At 60.8% G+C, this 16,161-nt stretch carries 14 protein-coding genes; 12 read left to right on the plus strand and 2 right to left on the minus strand.

Annotated elements, in window-relative coordinates:
* The first annotated feature begins 39 nt into the window (after nucleotides 1-39).
* On the plus strand, nucleotides 40-1,107 hold the full coding sequence (locus ABC383_RS14490) for an MBL fold metallo-hydrolase (protein WP_105793868.1): 1,068 nt from the start codon (nucleotides 40-42) through the stop codon (nucleotides 1,105-1,107).
* A 10-nt stretch (nucleotides 1,108-1,117) separates the two neighbouring features.
* On the opposite strand, the gene ABC383_RS14495 is transcribed toward ABC383_RS14490, so the two are convergent.
* Nucleotides 1,118-2,338, minus strand: a complete 1,221-nt coding sequence (locus ABC383_RS14495) for a phenylacetate--CoA ligase family protein (protein ID WP_163967573.1) — start codon at nucleotides 2,336-2,338, stop codon at nucleotides 1,118-1,120.
* Nucleotides 2,339-2,365: 27 nt separating this feature from the next.
* The gene (locus ABC383_RS14500) at nucleotides 2,366-3,154 is read right to left on the minus strand and encodes an enoyl-CoA hydratase/isomerase family protein (RefSeq protein WP_012248115.1); all 789 of its coding nucleotides are present in this window, start codon (nucleotides 3,152-3,154) and stop codon (nucleotides 2,366-2,368) included.
* 185 nt (nucleotides 3,155-3,339) lie between these two features.
* Between ABC383_RS14500 and ABC383_RS14505 the strand changes: the two genes are divergently transcribed.
* From ABC383_RS14505 to ABC383_RS14555, 11 genes are all read left to right on the plus strand, one after another.
* Nucleotides 3,340-4,437: a CaiB/BaiF CoA transferase family protein gene (locus ABC383_RS14505; protein WP_163967574.1), complete on the plus strand. Its 1,098-nt coding sequence runs from the start codon at nucleotides 3,340-3,342 to the stop codon at nucleotides 4,435-4,437.
* Between the two features lie 123 nt (nucleotides 4,438-4,560).
* The gene (locus tag ABC383_RS14510) at nucleotides 4,561-5,799 is read left to right on the plus strand and encodes a thiolase family protein (RefSeq protein ID WP_163967575.1); all 1,239 of its coding nucleotides are present in this window, start codon (nucleotides 4,561-4,563) and stop codon (nucleotides 5,797-5,799) included.
* Between the two features lie 64 nt (nucleotides 5,800-5,863).
* Nucleotides 5,864-7,417, plus strand: coding sequence for a class I adenylate-forming enzyme family protein (locus tag ABC383_RS14515; RefSeq protein ID WP_163967576.1), 1,554 nt, complete (start codon nucleotides 5,864-5,866; stop codon nucleotides 7,415-7,417).
* A gap of 90 nt (nucleotides 7,418-7,507) precedes the next feature.
* Entirely contained in the window at nucleotides 7,508-8,269 is a 762-nt protein-coding gene (locus ABC383_RS14520) for an SDR family NAD(P)-dependent oxidoreductase (RefSeq protein WP_163967577.1), read from the plus strand.
* Nucleotides 8,270-8,403: 134 nt separating this feature from the next.
* Nucleotides 8,404-9,204 carry an ABC transporter ATP-binding protein gene (locus tag ABC383_RS14525; protein ID WP_012248120.1) on the plus strand — a complete coding sequence of 267 codons (801 nt, stop codon included), beginning with the start codon at nucleotides 8,404-8,406 and terminating at the stop codon, nucleotides 9,202-9,204.
* Between the two features lie 8 nt (nucleotides 9,205-9,212).
* Nucleotides 9,213-11,168: an AMP-dependent synthetase/ligase gene (locus ABC383_RS14530; protein WP_205609868.1), complete on the plus strand. Its 1,956-nt coding sequence runs from the start codon at nucleotides 9,213-9,215 to the stop codon at nucleotides 11,166-11,168.
* The gene (locus ABC383_RS14535; RefSeq protein WP_163967578.1) at nucleotides 11,165-12,049 is read left to right on the plus strand and encodes a branched-chain amino acid ABC transporter permease; all 885 of its coding nucleotides are present in this window, start codon (nucleotides 11,165-11,167) and stop codon (nucleotides 12,047-12,049) included. Before ABC383_RS14530 ends, ABC383_RS14535 begins: the two co-directional genes overlap by 4 nt.
* A 3-nt stretch (nucleotides 12,050-12,052) precedes the next feature.
* Nucleotides 12,053-13,105, plus strand: coding sequence for a branched-chain amino acid ABC transporter permease (locus tag ABC383_RS14540; protein ID WP_163967579.1), 1,053 nt, complete (start codon nucleotides 12,053-12,055; stop codon nucleotides 13,103-13,105).
* A gap of 74 nt (nucleotides 13,106-13,179) precedes the next feature.
* Nucleotides 13,180-14,442, plus strand: a complete 1,263-nt coding sequence (locus tag ABC383_RS14545) for an ABC transporter substrate-binding protein (RefSeq protein ID WP_012248125.1) — start codon at nucleotides 13,180-13,182, stop codon at nucleotides 14,440-14,442.
* Nucleotides 14,443-14,499: 57 nt separating this feature from the next.
* Complete coding sequence (locus ABC383_RS14550; protein ID WP_163967580.1) at nucleotides 14,500-15,288, plus strand: ABC transporter ATP-binding protein; 789 nt, start codon at nucleotides 14,500-14,502, stop codon at nucleotides 15,286-15,288.
* An 11-nt stretch (nucleotides 15,289-15,299) separates the two neighbouring features.
* Nucleotides 15,300-16,112 (plus strand): enoyl-CoA hydratase, encoded by an 813-nt coding sequence (locus ABC383_RS14555; protein WP_205609869.1) that lies wholly within the window; start codon nucleotides 15,300-15,302, stop codon nucleotides 16,110-16,112.
* Nucleotides 16,113-16,161: the final 49 nt, after the last annotated feature.

Consider the following 16,161-nt stretch of genomic DNA (forward strand, 5'->3'; position numbering starts at 1 on the left):
GCGGATGTAATAAGGCCGGCGTATCGTGAGGAGTCCGCCATGAACACTGAAGACGAAGGTAGCACAGCTGCCAAGCCTGGCCTGACATATCCGTGCGGAGAGGTTCCAGAGGCGGGAACCGCCAGGGAAATCGCGCAGGGGGTGCAGTGGATACGCATGCCCCTGCCGTTCCAACTCGACCATATCAACATGTGGGCAATCCGTGATGGGGCCGGCTGGTCGCTGGTGGATACCGGCATCTGGTCGCCCGATACGGCGGCGGCTTGGCGCCGGTTGTTTTCCGGTGTGCTCGGGGATCCTGTGACGCGCGTCTTCGTCACCCATATGCATCCCGACCATATCGGCATGGCGGGCTGGCTGACCCGGAAGTTTGGCTGCAAGCTATGGATCAGTCGCCTGGAGTACCTGAGCTGTCGCGTGCTAGGCGCCGATACCGGTCGTGAAGCGCCGGAGGACGCCGTGCAATTCTATCGTCGGGCCGGCTGGAATGACGAAGACATCGAAAACTACCGCACGCGGTTCGGCGCCTTCGGTAAGATGATCTATGCTTTGCCCGACAGTTATCGGCGCCTGCGGGATGGCGAAGAGCTTCATATCGGCGGACGGCTCTGGCGCGTCGTGGTGGGCACGGGGCATTCGCCAGAGCATGTTTGCCTGTACTGCCCTGAGCTAAAGCAGCTGATCTCGGGCGACCAGATATTGCCCCGCATATCATCCAACGTCTCGGTATTTCCCACTGAGCCGGAAGCTAACCCACTCTCAGACTGGCTGGATTCGCTTGAAAAACTGAGGCGCGAAGTCCCGGACGACGTACTGGTGCTTCCTTCACATAATGAGCCGTTTCATGGCTTGCATCATCGGATCGACTCTCTTTTGCAGAGCCAGCAGCGCGCGCTCGAGCGGCTGCGGAAAGCTCTGTGCGAACCGCGGCGTGTGATCGACGTATACGGGGCACTGTTCGCCCGGGCCATCACCTCGGACCACCATTTGATGAGCATGGCGACGGGAGAAAGTTTGGCCCATCTCAACTATCTCGTAGCTCGAGGTGAAGCTTCGGTGCGAATCGGAGACGACGGCTGCGCCTGGTATCAGATGGCCGCCGCCTAACAGCGATTCGCTAAGTACCGCTCTTGCGATCTACCACTAGTACGGTTTCCGCCGCCAGGGCATCGGCCGCTAGCCATTCGAAGTGATCGGGCTTGAGCCGGGACAGGGTCTGGAATTCCTGGGCCACCGTCTGCGCCAACGAATCCTGTCGTGCCGAGGGTTCGACCGCCAGGCGTAGTGTGACTTCCTCGCGGTTGCCGGGGCAGGTGATCACCGCCTGAGCGGCGCGCACTCCAGGAATGCGGATGGCCAACTCCTCCAGTTGCCGAGGATAAATGAAAATTTCCCTGGCCTTGACCGCCTGCCCGACCCGGCCCTGTATTTGGCCGATCCTGCTAACACATCCGTCATCACCGATTTCGAGGGCGCAAGCGACGTCGCCGGTGCCGAAGCGAATCAGCGGCCAACCGGGCGAAAGCGTGGTAACGACGATTTGGCCCGGCGTGCCCGCAGCGACTGGCAAGCCGGCGACTGGGTCGCAAATCTGCACCAGACGGTCTTCGTGGATTGCATAACCTTCTTGGCCCTTCTGTTCGTAGCCAATCAATCCAAAATCGCCGGTGGCGTAGGTGGAGAAGGTTCGAATGCCATAGCGCTCCTCGAGGCGGCGGCGCTTGCCCATCCAATCTCCCATCTCGCCGCCCAGTAGAGCAGAGCGCACTTTCCAAGCTCGCGGCAGCTCGTGACCGAGGCCCTCCAGTGTCTCGACCAAGGTCATGAAAAAAGCGGTGGAAGCGCAGATGCAGGTGACACCCAAGTCGAGCACAATCTTTGCCTGCAATTCGGCGCCGCCGGTCCCGGCAGGAATGACGGTGGCGCCGCAGGCGACAATGCCCTGGTCAAGCAGAAGGCCGGCGGGAACGAGGTGATAGGACCAGGTGTTCAGAACGCGGTCGCCCGGCCCTACACCGGCAGCCTGAAACACCCGTGCAAAACCATGTCCATCCCGGTCGGAGCGCAGGTGCGGTTCGTTCAGGGGGCCGGGCGAGACAAAGATGTGCGCGATATCCTCTTCCCGAGCGGCGAGGAACCCGCCGAACGGCGGATGTGATTGCTGAAGCGCTAGCAGTTCGTCCTTGCTGGTGACCGGCAGACGTGTCATATCCTGGGCGGTGCGCAGGTGGGCTGGCGTCATCCCGGCTCTTTCATAGATTGCCCGTATGGCCGGTGCCATCTGCCAAGCGGTTTCCTGCGTGGCACGCAGGCGGGCGAAGCGGTCGAGGGGTGTCATGGTCTCTCTCCTCACAAACAGGCGTTCCTAGCGACCGGTGAACACCGGCGCTCTTTTCTCGTTGAATGCGGCCAGGCCTTCCTTCATGTCCGCGCTATGGGCATGCACCTCGGAAGCCAGCAGTTCTAGCCGCAAGGCTGATTCGATCGGCTGGGCCAGTCCATCATCAACCAGTGCCTTCATTCGGCGCAAGCCAAGAGGGCTCTTCCGGGCTAACGTGGCGACCAGCTCGCCGGTAGCGGAAAGCAGCTCCGCATCTTCCACCACCTTGTTCACCAGGCCGGCGGCCAGCAATTCCTCGGCCGGCAGGAATTCTCCCGTATAGAGCAGATACTTCGCACGACTCGGTCCTATCTTTCGCGGCAGTCGTACCGATCCGCCGCCGCCCGGAAGCAAGCCGTAGTTGGCGTGCGCGTCGCCCAGCTTGGCCGAGCGGGCCGCGATGACCAAATCACAGCACAGTACCAGCTCGAGGCCGCCGGCTAGCGCCAAGCCGTTGATTGCGGCAATGACCGGCATCGGAAAGCTCTCCACGCGGTTCATGAGGGCCAGTACCTCGCTCAGGAAGTGCCGTGTTCCATTGTCGGTGTCGCCGACCTGGCTTTGCACGTACTTCAAATCGGCGCCGGCGCAAAAAGCGCGTCCATTGCCGGTCAGTACCACGGCACGTACGCCGTCAGTGTTCTGCGCCTGATCCAAGGCTCGGGAAATTCCGGCCAGCACCCGTGGCGTCAATGAGTTCATTGCTTCAGGACGGTTTAGGGTGATCCACATGGCGCCGTCGCGCACCTCGGAAATGATCTCTTCCTCATTCATGGGCTGTCTCCTCTGGGTTGGATTGAGTGTCTTATCTTGAACTATTTTCTTCCAATTGGAAAGTCAAATAATTATGTGGTAATTTATCTTACCAATCGGTAGAATAAAAACTCGAATTCTCTACCGTGCTGTGGAGTTCACGAGTTCGGATCGGTGGCTTTTTTGTTTCGCATGAGAGGAAAGCAATGATTCTCCCGCTTGAAGGCATACGTATTCTTACCCTGGCCGAACAGTATCCCGGACCGTTCGCCACTCTGGTGGCAGCCGATCTCGGCGCCGAGGTAATCATCGTTGAACGAAGCTCCGGAGACCCGGCGCGCCAATATCCTGGATTTCACGCGTCACTGAACCGGAACAAGAAGTCGGTGGTGCTGGATCTGAAGACGGAGCAGGGCAAGGAAAGTCTGCGTAGTCTGATACGTGACGCCGACGTCCTGATGGAGGGATATCGGCCCGGGACTATGGCTCGCCTCGGATTCGATTACGCCGCCACAGCCACAATCAATCCACGCATTGTCTATCTGTCGATCTCGGGATTCGGGCAAACCGGCCCTTACCGCGATCGGCCGGCACACGACTTGTCATATCAGGCGCTGGCCGGCCTCCTGTCTCGCCAGGCGAAAACCGGCCGAATCGAAGCACCGCCGGACCTTGCAATCGGCGACCTGTCATCCGCAATGTTCGCATTGACCGGCATGCTGTCGGCCCTGCTGCGCCGCGAGCGCACCGGCCAGGGTGCATATATTGACGTTTCCATGACGGACTGCTTGGTTTCATTGATGACCGCCATGCTGGCGCCGCGCATGAACGGCATGAATGAGGGTTTCGTCAACGATGAGCCAGGTTACGGCACGTTCGAATGCGCGGATGGAAAGCTACTGACGCTGTCAATCGCGCATGAGGACTGGTTCTGGCAACCGCTGTGCCCGCTGTTGGGTATGGACGACGTGGCCGCGTTGCGGCATCCAGAGCGCGTCGCCGAGCAGACCGTATTGCGAGCGCGAATCACAGCCGCTTTGAAGCACCGATCGCGAGAAGAATGGGGCGCCGAGCTAGACCGGGCCGGCATTCCGTGGGGGGCGGTCAATTCCCTGGAGGAAGTGGTCGCCGACGAGCATTTCCGGCATCGCGGCATGTTCAGGCAAGTGGCGCGTAACGACGGCGGTTCTTCTTGGCACGTGGCACAGCCGTTGGTATTCGGAGGCTTCCACCCGGGGCCGCTGACCGACGTTTCTCCTTTGGGAGCGGACACGGATGCCGTGCTGGCCAATCACAAAAGATAACTCATAAGTTAATACTAATTACCCGTTAGGTATGTTATTTACTCTGCGGTAAAAAATGTGTATGGTGTCTGCAAGGCCGTTGTGCAGACAAAGAAAACAATCTGGATGATGGAGGAGTGACACATGGAACAGATTTATGTGGTGGGCGTTGGCATGACGCCGTTTGGACGCCACCTGGATGTCAGCATGAAGGCCCTGACCCGACAGGCGGTCGAAGCGGCGTTGGCCGATGCGGGGCTTGGCAAGGTGGCGCTGGAAGCGGCTTTTTTCGCCAATGCGTCGCAGGGCCACATGGAAGGCCAACACATGATTCGTGGTCAGGTGGCACTGCGCGCGATGGGGTTGGGTGGCATCCCGGTTGTCAACGTAGAGAATGCTTGCGCCAGCGGAAGCAGCGCTTTCACTCTTGCGGTTAACCACCTGCGCGCCGGAGCCGCCGATGTGGCGCTGGCAGTCGGCACTGAAAAGATGTACTCAGCTGACCGCGACCGCATGTTCTCGGTGTTTGACAGCGCCTGGGACGTGCACGAGGCCGAGCAGATCCGCGAGCGCTTGCTGCAACTTGGTGCGGGTGTCGCGGTCCCAGAGGGAAGCGTCTCGTCCAAGCCGTACAGCGTTTTCATGGATGTGTATGCTGCGTTCTCCCGCGCGCACATGAAGCGCTTTGGCACAACGCAAAGACAGCTTGCCGCGGTGTCAGCTAAGAATCACGCTCACTCCGTTCACAACCCCCTCTCGCAATATCGCAATTCATATACGACCGACGAGGTTCTGGCGGCCCCTCCAATTACCTATCCGCTGACCTTGCCGATGTGCTCGCCGATTTCCGACGGATCTGCCGCCGCCGTCGTTTGCACCGCAGCGGGCCTCAAGCGCTGGAATATCGACCCGTCGCGCGCGATCCGTGTACTGGCCTCGATCGTCCATACCGGGTCAGACCGTGACGATGCCGAATACCGCAATCACTGCACCGCCCTGGCTGCGCGCCGCGCATACGATCTGGCCGGCGTGGGGCCGCGCGACATCTCGGTGGCCGAAGTTCATGACGCCACCGCGATGGGAGAAATCATTCAGATCGAGAATCTCGGTTTCTGCGAGTTCGGTGAAGGCGGCCCATTTTCGGAGCGCGGTGAAACCAGCATTGGCGGTCGGATTCCGGTCAATCCCTCCGGCGGCCTGGAGTCCAAGGGACACCCTGTAGGCGCCACCGGTATCGCCCAGGTGCATGAGTTGGTGACCCAGTTACGCAACGAGGCCGGTGTCCGGCAGGTGGCCGGCGCGCGACTGGCGCTGGCTGAAAACGGTGGTGGGCTTCAGGGCATCGAAGAGGCGGTCGCCTGCGTCACCATCCTGGGTCGCTAAAACATCAATCGCAAGCTGCAAGCTGGCGCAGACCGGCGACGCAGCTTAGACGAGGAGACGAAAATTGCGTTTAGCAGATTATTTCGACGCGGTCGCGGCGAACTTTCCGCGCCATGAAGCCTTCGTGGATGGGCGAACACGCCTAGTCTACAAAGAGGCACAGGCAATGGTGCACGCCACAGCGCACGCTCTGACCCGTGAGCCGGGGCTACGCGACGGTGCTCATATCGCGATCTATGCGCCCAACGATTACCGCATAAGTTTGCTACAGACTGCGGTCAACCGGGCGGACATGGTATGGGTCGCATTGCATACGCGAAATTCACCCGCCACCAATCTGGCGATGCTGGGATACGCCGACTGCGACCTGATTTTTTTCCATAGCAGCTTCGAGCATCTTGTGCCGTCCTGGAAGGCTGACCTGTCGCAAGTGCAGCGCTTCATCTGCATCGATCGGCCGTCCGAGCACGGGGAGTTCCTAGACACCTGGATTGCCGCACATCGCGAGCCGTACGTCGCTATGCCAGAAGACCCCCAGCGAGCGACGGTACTACAGCCGACCGGTGGCACGACTGGCCCGTCAAAGGGTGCGCTACATTCCCACCGCTCGCTGGAAATGACCCTGATTTCCATCTTCGATATGCTGAAGATTGACTCGGGCTCTCGTATTCTGGCCGTCGCGCCTCTGACGCATGCCGCCGCCATGATCACCTTGGCCGGCGCCGCCCGCGGCGCTTGCACGGTGGTGCTGCCCGGCTTCGACGCGCAAGCGGTTCTGGCCACGATCGAGCGCGAGCGCATCACCCATCTATTCATGCCGCCTACCGTCGTGTACGCCCTGCTCGCGACGCCGCAAGTCGCGATGACGGACCTAAGCCCGCTACGTTGCCTGGCTGTCGGCGCCGCCCCGATTGCGCCGGAAAAGCTGAAGGAAGCGGTGCGGGTGTTCGGGCCAGTGATTTATGAGGTGTACGGCCAGAGTGAATGTCTGTTTCCGGTAGTGGCCAAGCAGCCGGAGGACTACATCCGTGCAGACGGCAGCTTCGATGAGGAGGCGCTACGCTCAGCCGGGCGCGCCGTTCCCTATGCCCGCGTCGAAATCATGGACGACGACGGCAAGCTGCTCGCTCCCGGCGAAAAGGGCGAGATTGTGGTGCGATCTTCGATGGTGATGAAGGGCTATTACAAGAAGCCGGAGGAAACGGCAGAAGTGTCTGGATTCGGCTGGCATCACACCACTGACGTCGGCATCAAGGATGCGCGCGGGCTAATCACCATTGTCGACCGCAAGAAAGACATGATCGTCAGTGGAGGGTTCAACGTCTTTCCGAGCGAGATCGAAGCGGTGATCAACACTCATCCTGCTGTTTTGGACTGCGCCGTCGTCGGCGTGCCCGACGAGAAATGGGGTGAGGCGGTGAAGGCGGTAATCCAGCTGAAACCTGGCCATCAGGCTAGCGGCGATGAACTCATTTCTCTCTGCAAGCGCGAGCTCGGCAGCGTCAAAACACCGAAAAGCATTGAATTCTGGGACGAACTGCCACGCAGCGCTGTCGGCAAAGTGCTCAAGCGCGACATACGGGAAAAGTACTGGCAGGGCCAGTGGCGCTCAGTGTAACTGATCGAGCGCCACTTCAATAGGAAAGGCGCGCCCGACCCGAGAGGCCGTTTCATAGACATTTACTTCAGACAAAAAGGAAATTAGTACATGAACGTCAACAACAAAGTCGCCGTCGTCACGGGAGCCGCTTCTGGCCTAGGATTGGCCACCTGCAAGGCCTTGGCCGCAGCGGGCGCCAGGGTGGTGGGCTTCGACCTGGATGCCGAGACTGTGCAGGCCGCGCTGGCTCCGGATATCAAAGGACTGGCGGTCGATGTCGCCAACGAGGCCGATATAAAGACTGGTATCGACACCGTTCTGGAGCTGCACGGCGCCATCCATATCGTGGTCAATTGCGCCGGCATCCTCGGCCCTTGCAAGACATTGTCGAAAGGCCAGATGTTCCCGACCGAATTGTGGGAACGCGTTATCGCTGTGAACCTGAGCGGCACCTTCAACATGATCCGCCATGCGGCGCTTGCCATGTCGCGAAACGAACCGGATGAGAGCGGCGACCGCGGGGTCATCGTCAACACCGCGTCCGGCGCCGCCTGGCAGGGCCAAATGGGGCAGGCTGCATACAGCGCCAGCAAGGCCGGCGTCATTGGCATGACCCTGCCTATCGCACGCGACCTGGCCGAGCATGGCATCCGCATGGTGGCGATCGCGCCAGGCCTATTCGATACCGGCATGGCGGCGGGCATGCCGCCTAAGGTGGCGGACAAGCTCATCAATAACATGGTGCTGTATCCGGCGCGCATGGGGCAGCCGGAGGAGTTCGCTGGCCTGGTGCGCCATATCGTGGAAAACTCTTATATCAACGCCACTACCATCAGCATCGACGGCGGCGGTCGCGTCGGCACCCGTTAGCGGGATCGCCACGCCGGAGGCGCTGGGAGGAGCGCCGGCAGAGAAGGAACTGCGGCACGTGGGCTACGCGCCGGCGCTGCGAATAAAACGACAGGAGACGAGATGAGACAAGGTATCAACGCAGCGGGGGCGGCATGAGCGCGCCCCGGGCCGCGACGCAAGGTGCGCCCGTGGTGCTGGCCGCGGAGGGAATCCGCATGGCATTCGGTGGCATCGTTGCGCTCGACAATGTGTCGGTCGAAGTCCGCGCCGACGAGCTGTTCGCCATCATCGGCCCAAATGGTGCCGGCAAGACTTCCCTGATGAATTGCCTGAGCGGATTCTATCGCCCGCAGCAGGGGCGGATCCTGCTCAACCAGCAGGACATCAAAGGCAAGCCAGTCCACGAGATCGCGCGATCAGGGCTGGCCCGGACGTTCCAGGGTACACACATTTTTTCCGGCATGAGCGTGGTGGACAACATCATGGTAGGCCGCCACATCCACATGCGCGCCACATTGCCCGAAGCGTTTTTCTATTTCAACCGCACCCAGCGCGAAGAGTTCGCGCATCGCGAAATCGTCGAAGAAATCATCGAGCTGCTGGAAATTCAGTCGATCCGGCACCAGCCGGTTGGAAGCCTGGGTTACGGCTTGCGCAAGCGGGTCGATCTTGGTCGCGCCCTGGCGCAGGAACCGAAGATCTTGCTGATGGACGAGCCGATGGCGGGCATGAACTCGGAAGAGAAGGAGGACCTCGCCCGCTTCATCCTCGATGTGCGGGAGGCAAAGCGCATTCCAGTCGTGCTGGTCGAACACGACATGGGTGTCGTCATGGATCTGGCCGATCGCATCGCGGTGCTCGATTTCGGCCGCAAGATCGCGGATGGTACGCCCGCCGAGATCCAGGTCGATCCGGCGGTCTTGAAGGCCTATCTTGGCGACGGAGGAAAATGATGTTACCCATGTCAACGCTTCCGCAACTGCTCCAGCAGCATGCGGACCGGACGCCGGAGCGCCTGTCGCAGCGTCACAAATATCGCGGTATCTGGCGTGAGTTCAGCTTCGCCAAGGTCCAGGAAAACGTGCGCGAGCTGGCACTCGGCCTGCATCGACTCGGTATGCAGCGCGGTGAAACGATTGCCATCATCGGTGAAAACGAACCCGAGCACTTCTGGGCTGAATTCGCGGCTCAGGCACTGGGTTGCAAGGTCGTCTCACTTTACCCCGACCTGACAGCGGAGGAGGTTGCCTACGTTCTGGAAGACAGCGAAACGGTGTACCTATTCGCCCAGGACCAGGAGCAGGTCGACAAGGGCTTGGCTATCAGGGACCGTCTACCGCTCCTGCGAGGGATCGCCTATTGGGACGATACCGGCATGTGGTCCTATCGCGAGGATGTGCTGCGCACGGTGGCCGGATTGCAGGAGGAGGGCCGGCGCCTGCATCGCGAACAGCCTGAGCTGTACCGTGCCTTTTTGCAAGAGGGCAAGCCCGACGACATCGCGGTGCTTTCGTACACTTCAGGGACAACCGGCAAGCCCAAGGGCGTGATCCTGAGCCACAAGTACCTGATCGACAATGCGCAGCGCGTCATCGACGCCACCGGCGCCAAGCCGGGCATGGAATATCTCACTTATATCGCTCCAGCCTGGGCGACAGAGCAGATCATCGGCATCACGCTCGGCGTAGGCCTGCCCTTCGTGGTGAATTTTCCGGAGGGGCCGGAACAGGTGCTGAGCAATATCCGCGAACTGGCAGTGGAAGCGATGGTGTTCGCGCCGCGCCAGTGGGAAAGCCTGGCATCGACCATGCAGGCGCGCATGCTTGATGCCGGCAAGATCAGCCGCCGCGTCTACGAGTGGGGCCTAAGCGTGGGCCACGAAGTCAATGTCGCACGCCTGGAGGGGCGGCCGATCAGCACGCGAGCGCGGCTGGCATTCCCGCTGGCCGAGGCGCTAGTGCTGCGGCCGTTGCGCGATCAACTGGGTCTGACCCGCCTCCGGATTGCCGGCTGCGGTGGTTCGACCATGGCGCCGGACGTGTTTCGCATGTTCCATGCGATCGGCGTGCCTTTGCGTAACATCTACGGATCAACAGAAACCGGCCTGCTGACCATGCATCAGGGCGACTGCTACGACCTGGAAACGGTTGGGCACTGGCTGCGCGCTCATCCCGATGCCGATGCGCCGCTGGAATGGCAACTGACGAAGGAAGGCGAGTTGCAGCTCCGAGGTGGCACGCACTTCCGCGGGTACTACCGGCGTCCCGACGCCTCCGCCGAAAAGATCGTCGACGGCTGGTTCTGCACCGGCGACGCGGTCACGCGCAGCGGACGCGACGAATTGGTGTTCTTGGAGCGCATGAGCGATCTACGGCGCTTGGCGTCGGGGGAAAGCTTTCCACCGCAATTCGTCGAAACGCGGCTACGCTTCAGTCCGTTCATCAAGGACATCATGACGGTCGGCGACGCCACGCGCGAGTTCGTGGTGGCACTGATCAATATCGACATGAACGTGGTGTCGCGCTGGGCCGAGGAAAAGAATCTCAGCTTTTCCACCTTCACTGACTTGTCGCAAAAGCCCGAAGTGGCGGACTTGCTGCGCACCGAGATACAGCGTGTCAATTCCTTCCTGCCGGCCCATGCGCGGGTTCGCCGTTTCGCCAATTTCCCCAAGGAGCTAGACCCGGACGAGGGGGAGTTGACGCGTACGCGCAAACTGCGGCGCGAATTCCTGGAGCAGCGTTACGCCGCCGTGATTGACGGTTTGTACGCCGGGGCCGATGCGGTCGATATCAAGATCCCCGTCACTTATCAGGACGGGCGCCAAGGCAGCCTGGCCGCCCAGGTAGCCATTCACGACAGCGAGACACCCGCGCAGCGGCACGGGAAAGCTGTCGTTCAGCGGAGGGTAGCATGATTGAGTTTCTGAATTACCTGATCAACAGCGCACTGATCGGCTTGCTGTATGCACTGATCGCCATGGGTTTCGTGGTGATTTACCGCGCTTCCAAAGTGTTCAATTTTGCCCAGGGCGAGCTGGTCGTGTTCGGTGGCTTCCTGGTCTGGTGGATGGTCATGGAGCTCGGCCTGCCGATGTGGACCGGCCTGCCCTTGGCATTTGCCGCCGCCGCCGCATTCGGCCTTCTGATCGAGCGTCTGTTTTTCTCGCGCTTAGTCGGGGAATCGGTCTTCTCGATGGTGATGGTAACCATTGGCCTGCTGATCCTGATCCGCGGCGTCATCCTGGTTGCCTTTGGTCCCCAGGTGCGGCCGTTCCCCATCGTGTTTCCCCTGGCGCCAATCATGGTCGGCGACCTGCTGATTCCGCGCTCATTGTTCTATGGGGGACTTCTGACCATCGTCATCGGTTTCAGCCTGTCCTGGTTCTTCAACAAGACACGGGCCGGCCTGCGCATGACCGCAGTGGCGGAAGACCACCAGGTCGCGATGTCGATGGGAATCTCGGTGCGGCGCTCGGTGGCATTCGCCTGGGCCCTGGGTTCAGTGCTCTCGACCTTGGGTGCGATCGTTTACTTGAGCGGGAAATCGCTCAACCTGCTGACCTCGGAAATCGGCATGGCCGCTTTGCCGGTCGCACTATTGGCCGGCCTCGAATCGATCGGCGGTCTGTTGCTGGCGGGGCTGCTGGTCGGCATCGTCCAAGGGCTGGCCATGGCCTACCTCGATCCCTTGGTGGGCGGTGCGGTCGGTTCCGTGCTGCCGTTCGTCATCATGCTTTTAGTGCTGCTGATCAGGCCAACCGGCATGTTCGGCTGGAAGACTATCGAGAGGGTATAAATCATGGATCCAGCAGGCGTATTCGCAACCAGCTTTGCCGGGGATCAGGCGCTGATCCGCACTTCCAAGCAGCGCTGGACCCTGGTTTTGTTCGCGCTGTTCATGATGGCCATGCCGCTGCTGTTCGAGCCGCGCATCGTCGCCATCGTGACCACCATGCTCATCACCGTGGTGGTGGTGCTCGGCCTCCAGATTAACACCGGCCTGGCGGGACAGATCAACCTCGGGCAAGCCGCGTTCATGGGCGTCGGCGCCTACACCACAGCAATCCTGGCCAGCAAGGCCGGATGGCCGATCTGGGCAGCGTTGCCGGTGGGCGGCGTGGCGGCGGCCGTATTCGGCTTTATCTTCGGCATGTCGGCGGTCCGCATCAAGGGCTTCTACCTGGCCCTGACAACGATCGCGGCTCAGATTCTGTTCCATTTCCTGGTGCTCAACCTGCCCGCTTCCTGGCTCGGTGGTTCGGCCGGCATCACAGTACAGCCGGCGGAGATTCTAGGGTTCCGTTTCGATTCGGACCACTCGATCTACTACCTCTGCTTAGCGGTGGCGGCGCTTATGCTGTTCGGGGCCTACAGCGTGGCGCGAAGCCGGCACGGACGCGCCTTTCTGGCGGTACGCGACGACGATGTCGCTTCCGGGATGATGGGAATCAACGTGGTGCGAACCAAGGCCGTGGCATTTCTGCTGGGCGCCTTTTATGCCGGCATTGGCGGTGGCTTATGGGCGTATTACGTGCGCTTCGTCGCGGTCGATCAATTCACGCTGTTTCACTCAATCTGGCTAATCGCCATGATCATCGTCGGCGGCGTCGGATCAATCACCGGCGCCCTGATTGGTGTGCTGGTGATCAAGCTGTCGCAGGAAATCATCAGTTCGGCCGGTTCCACCATCGTGGAGCTTGTGCCGTTCCTGGGTGGTGACATCGTATTCGCCGCCATGAACATCTTCCTGGGGGCGATGATCGCCGGCTTCTTGATTTTCGAGCCGCGCGGCCTGATGCACAGATGGCAAACCATCAAGCGCTCCTACCGCTTGTGGCCATTTCCCTATTGAAGAAAATGGGAGCGGCAAGATACGCCGTCTCCCTTGTCGGTGCGTTTGTTCAATAACTATCAAGGAGATGAAAAATGGGTGCTTTCAATAAAAAATTTAACAAACGTCCGGTCCAGTCGCGTGCTTGGATGTTCGCCGCGGCTGGAGGGTTAAGCATGTTGTTTGCCGCCGCCGGAGCGCAGGCCCAGACCACCTACAACCTCGCCGGGCTGGCCGATTTCACCGGCCCCTACGCCGACATCATGAAGGACGTCACTGGCTGTCGCCGCGGGGTCGTCGACTGGTGGAACTCCGAAGTCGGGAAGGAACTGGGCGTGGCGCTGAAGATTAAGGATTACGACACCCGCTACGACGTGGCGCAGGTGGCGAGCCTGTGGCCAGGGGCCAAATCGGAATTGAATCCGATCCTGGTGTTCGGCATCGGCGGACCGGATGCCGCGGCGTTGCAGGAGCGCCTGCCTAATGACAAGGTGCCGATGATCATGGCCACCGCCGGCTACGGCTACGGCTGGAAGCCAAATCCCTGGGTTTTTAATGCGCGTCCCACCTATCCGCACGAAGCGACAGCCTTCATGGAGTGGTTCCGCAAGAAACGCGGCGGCGACGGTGCCCTGAAGCTGGGCATCATCTCCTCGGAAGCTTCGCCCGCCTACGTGGATATCCATAAGGGCATGGAGAAGTACGCCAAGGAAAACCCGAAGCTGTTGGAAGTGGTTGAAACTATCTACACCGAAGTGCAGCCGACGGACTTGACACCCCAGGTGGCACGCCTGGTGCGCAAAGGCGTGGAAGTCATCCAGATCCAGACCAACACGGCGGCGGTGGTAGCGACCCGGCGCGCACTGCAAAGCCTGGGCAAGACCAACATCCCCATCATGATGAGTGCCCATAACAGCCTGCTGGCGTCCGGCAAGGCCATCGGCGGTCTCGCGCAAATGGAAGGCAATTACGAAGCCTACGGCATGGCGATCCCGACCGAGGACAAGACCACGGCGCGCGGCTTTTATGAAAAGCTGCGCGACAAGTACAAGGTCACCGCCGGCTACAACGTTCCCTGCCTAATGGGCCTGAACCAGGCGATCGTGGCGGTGCGCACGATCGAAAACGCGGCAAAGGCGGTGGGTCCGACCAAGCTGACCGGCGAAGTCGTGCGCAAGACGCTGGTGACGACCCCGATCACAGCCGAGCAAAGCTTCGGCGTACTGCCGACGTTGACCTATTCCGAAGACGCGCCGTTTCCAACGCGCGGCCTGACGGTGAACATCGGCACGGTGCAAGGCGGCAAGTACACGATCGTGGACCAAAACGTGGCCGTTCCTGTCCTGAACAAATGGTAAGACCTGCGTGACGCGCCCCGCCCCTTGCGGGGCGCGTGAACTGCTTGGGAGAGACACTTGCTTGAATTGAATAACGTGGAAGCGCTGTACAGCGACGTCATCCTCGCCGTGAAAGGAATTTCGGCTAAGGTTCCGAAAGGGAAATGCGTAACCTTGCTAGGCGCCAACGGGGCTGGTAAAAGCACGACCCTGAAGGCCATTTCGAACCTGATCAGTTGCGAGGACGGCCGGGTTTCAGGTGGCGGCATTTCCTTCGATGGTGCGCCGCTGACCAATCAGGAGCCGGCGCACATCGTCCGGCACGGCATCGTGCATGTGGCCGAAGGTCGGCAGGTGCTGCGACACATGACGGTCGAGCAGAACCTTATCGTCGGCGGTCACATGGTGGGCGGCGCCGAGGCGCGCCGGCGCCTGGACCAGGTGTACCAGCGCATCGGCCGCCTCGCAGCTTTGCGCGGGCGTACCGCGGGCTATCTGTCGGGCGGCGAACAGCAGTTGCTGGTGATTGGCCGCGCCATGATGGCTGACCCCAAGCTGATGATGATTGACGAGCCTTCGCTAGGCCTGGCGCCGCTGATGATCGAAGAAGTGTATGCCTTGCTGGCGCAATTGAAGGCGAGCGGCCTCACGCTATTGATCGTGGAACAGAACACGCGCGTTGCGCTCGACTTGGCGGATTACGGCTACGTTATGGAAAACGGCCGCATCGTGCTTGAAGGCGCCGCCGCCGACCTAAAGGCGAACGAGGATGTGCGCGAGTTCTACCTCGGCCTCACCATGGATGGCGAACGCAAGAGTTATCGTGACATGAAGCATTACCGTCGTCGCAAGCGCTGGCTCGGCTGAGCTGGGAAACCATGGAGGAGGAAAGCATGACTGATTCGCAGGAGGAACTGGTTACCCGCTCGGACCGTGGCGCGGTGAGCTTTCTAGCCCTGAACCGGCCGCAGCGCGGCAACAGCCTGTCGGTGGCGATGATCGATGCGCTGCACCGGCGCCTGCTCGAACTGCGCTCGGAAACCGGCATCGGTGTGATCGTACTGAGCGGTGTCGGCCAAAGAATTTTTTGCGCCGGACACGATCTGAACGAGTTCAATGGTGAAACGGATCCTGAATTCTTCAAGGCTGTTTCTGTGCGCTGCTCGGCCATGATGCAAGCGATGCGCGAGCAGCCGCAGATCATAATCGCGCGTGTGGAAGGCGTCGCCACCGCCGCTGGCTGCCAATTGGTTGCCAGCGCCGACTTGGCAATTGCCGCCAGCGACGCCCAATTTGGCACGCCTGGTGTGAACATCGGCTTGTGGTGCCTGACGCCGATGGTGGCACTCGGGCGTGGCGTCCTACCCAAGCACGCGATGCAAATGCTTGCCACTGGCCGCTTACATGACGCCGAGTTCGCGTTGCGCGCCGGCCTGGTCAACCAGGTAGTGCCGACCGCCGAGCTGAATGCGGCGGTGGCGGCGCTGGCAAGCGAGATCGGCAGCAAGTCGACCTACACGTTGGCGCTCGGCAAGCAGGCGTTTTATCGCCAATTGCCCATGCCGCTGGCAGATGCTTACGAGTACTGTGGCGAAGTAGTGGCGCGCAACATGGCGCATGCCGACGCTAGGGAAGGCATTCGCGCCTTTGTCGAAAAGCGCCGTCCGCAATGGATCGGCCGCCAGCCCTGAGCCATTCTGCCGCGCTCGCCGTAGCCAGCGGCAGCGCGACATTCAAGGA

Origin of the sequence: Noviherbaspirillum phoenicis (genome assembly GCF_047237965.1) — a bacterium.
Classification (GTDB): Bacteria; Pseudomonadota; Gammaproteobacteria; order Burkholderiales; family Burkholderiaceae_D; genus Noviherbaspirillum_A.

What these genes read in the sequence shown, in the direction of transcription:
- ABC383_RS14490 (WP_105793868.1), top strand. Translation starts at nt 40, where the DNA reads ATGAACACTGAAGACGAAGGTAGCACAGCTGCCAAGCCTGGCCTGACA.
- ABC383_RS14495 (WP_163967573.1), bottom strand. Translation starts at nt 2,338, where the DNA reads ATGACACCCCTCGACCGCTTCGCCCGCCTGCGTGCCACGCAGGAAACC.
- ABC383_RS14500 (WP_012248115.1), bottom strand. Translation starts at nt 3,154, where the DNA reads ATGAATGAGGAAGAGATCATTTCCGAGGTGCGCGACGGCGCCATGTGG.
- ABC383_RS14505 (WP_163967574.1), top strand. Translation starts at nt 3,340, where the DNA reads ATGATTCTCCCGCTTGAAGGCATACGTATTCTTACCCTGGCCGAACAG.
- ABC383_RS14510 (WP_163967575.1), top strand. Translation starts at nt 4,561, where the DNA reads ATGGAACAGATTTATGTGGTGGGCGTTGGCATGACGCCGTTTGGACGC.
- ABC383_RS14520 (WP_163967577.1), top strand. Translation starts at nt 7,508, where the DNA reads ATGAACGTCAACAACAAAGTCGCCGTCGTCACGGGAGCCGCTTCTGGC.
- ABC383_RS14525 (WP_012248120.1), top strand. Translation starts at nt 8,404, where the DNA reads ATGAGCGCGCCCCGGGCCGCGACGCAAGGTGCGCCCGTGGTGCTGGCC.
- ABC383_RS14530 (WP_205609868.1), top strand. Translation starts at nt 9,213, where the DNA reads ATGTCAACGCTTCCGCAACTGCTCCAGCAGCATGCGGACCGGACGCCG.
- ABC383_RS14535 (WP_163967578.1), top strand. Translation starts at nt 11,165, where the DNA reads ATGATTGAGTTTCTGAATTACCTGATCAACAGCGCACTGATCGGCTTG.
- ABC383_RS14540 (WP_163967579.1), top strand. Translation starts at nt 12,053, where the DNA reads ATGGATCCAGCAGGCGTATTCGCAACCAGCTTTGCCGGGGATCAGGCG.
- ABC383_RS14545 (WP_012248125.1), top strand. Translation starts at nt 13,180, where the DNA reads ATGGGTGCTTTCAATAAAAAATTTAACAAACGTCCGGTCCAGTCGCGT.
- ABC383_RS14555 (WP_205609869.1), top strand. Translation starts at nt 15,300, where the DNA reads ATGGAGGAGGAAAGCATGACTGATTCGCAGGAGGAACTGGTTACCCGC.